3 protein-coding genes are annotated in these 1,467 nt (G+C 75.8%); 2 read left to right on the plus strand and 1 reads right to left on the minus strand.

Features of this window, described 5'->3' with window-relative positions; all coding sequences use genetic code 11:
• On the minus strand, positions 1-377 hold a 377-nt coding region (locus DZF91_RS23830), incomplete at its 3' end, for a GntR family transcriptional regulator (RefSeq protein WP_235834504.1).
• 181 nt (positions 378-558) lie between these two features.
• Here DZF91_RS23830 and DZF91_RS23835 point away from each other — a divergent pair.
• Positions 559-1,209: a LysE family translocator gene (locus tag DZF91_RS23835; RefSeq protein ID WP_117359547.1), complete on the plus strand. Its 651-nt coding sequence runs from the start codon at positions 559-561 to the stop codon at positions 1,207-1,209.
• 72 nt (positions 1,210-1,281) lie between these two features.
• Positions 1,282-1,467, plus strand: a 186-nt coding sequence (locus DZF91_RS23840; RefSeq protein WP_199486844.1) for a hypothetical protein, incomplete at its 3' end; no start/stop codon positions are given.

Below are 1,467 nucleotides of genomic sequence, written 5' to 3' on the forward strand. Positions count from 1 at the left end.
CGGCGCGCCGCCGCCGTCCCGGACGGCCCGACCGGGCGCAGCGCCGCGGCCAGCACGTCCGGGCGGCCCAGCCGCGCCAGCCCGTCCGCCAGCAGAGCGGGCTGGCCGTCCGTCTCGGGATAGGTCAGCTCCAGGTCCACCGGCGCCCCGGACGGCTCGAGCAGCGCGGGGGCGCCACCCGAGGGCGGCCCCGACCGCACGAAGGTGCCGCGCCCGACCTCCCCGACGACGAGTCCGCGGCGCGCCAGCTCGCGGTACACGCGGGCCGCCGTGGACGGAGCGATGCCGCGCTCCCGGGCGAACCGCCGCTGCGGGGGCAGCCGGTCCCCGGCCCGCAACCGCCCGTCCGCGATCTCCGCCGCAACCGAATCCGCCACCCCCCGGAAATCAACGGTCGCGTTCCGAGGGCGAGTTGCGCCGAGCGGGGGCGGTGGGTCGGGGAGGTTGGGCATTCGCGCCTCACATTGCACCGAGTACAAACCGGAGTATTGCACCGAGGTGTGGAGGATTCCTAGGGTTGGTGACCTCTCCGCCGCTTTTCCCGAAGGATGAGGTGCGATGGTCTCTCTGACCGCCGTCGCGGGCATCGCCGTCGTGGCGTTCGGCATGGTGCTGCTGCCCGGGCCGAACATGATGTACCTGGTGTCCCGGACGATCGTCCAGGGCCGCCGCGCCGGATTCGTCTCGCTGGGCGGCGTCGCGGCCGGGTTCGCGGTCTACGCCGTCGCCGCGACCGCCGGGCTCACCGCCGTGTTCGCGGTCGTCCCCGTCCTCTACACCGCGATCAAGGTCGCCGGGGTCGGCTACCTGCTGTGGCTCGCCTGGCAGGCCGTCCGGCCCGGCGGGGCGACCCCGTTCGCGCCGCGCGAGCTCCCCCCGGACGGGCCGCGCCGGCTGTTCGCCATGGGCCTGGTCACCAACCTGCTCAACCCGAAGATCGCCATCGTGTACGTGTCGCTGCTGCCGCAGTTCACCGACCCGGCGCGCGGGCACCTGTGGCTGCAGAGCCTCGTCCTCGCGCTCGTCCAGATCGCCGTGGCGCTGACCGTGAACGGGATCTGGGTGCTGAGCGCGAGCGCGGTGTCGTCGTTCCTCACCCGGCGGCCCGCCTGGCAGCGCGTCCAGCGGTACGTGATGGGCTCGGTGCTGGCCGGCGCGGCCGTCAGGCTCGGCCTGGAGCGGTCCCGCACGGCGGTCGCCTCCCCGTGACCGGACGGCGGCGGAGCGCGCCCGAGCGGCGGGCCGTCCCGCCGATTTGGCGGTCCTTGCCATGATGGGGCCGTGAGCGAGCGGGACGAGCGGGACGAGCGGGACGCGGGCGGCCCACCGGGACGGTGGCGCCGCCCCGACGCGTCCATGTCCCTGCTGGCCGACCTCTTCGAGGGCAGGCTCGCCGACCCCGGCTACGCCGAGGCCGCCGCCCGCCGCCGTGCCACCGGCGGCGCCCCGGTCCCGGGCCGGCTGCGC

This window comes from Actinomadura logoneensis (assembly GCF_003428695.1).
Lineage (GTDB): Bacteria > Actinomycetota > Actinomycetes > Streptosporangiales > Streptosporangiaceae > Spirillospora > Spirillospora logoneensis.

Coding starts and splice junctions, on each gene's coding strand:
- DZF91_RS23835 (WP_117359547.1), top strand. CDS start 559: ATGGTCTCTCTGACCGCCGTCGCGGGCATCGCCGTCGTGGCGTTCGGC.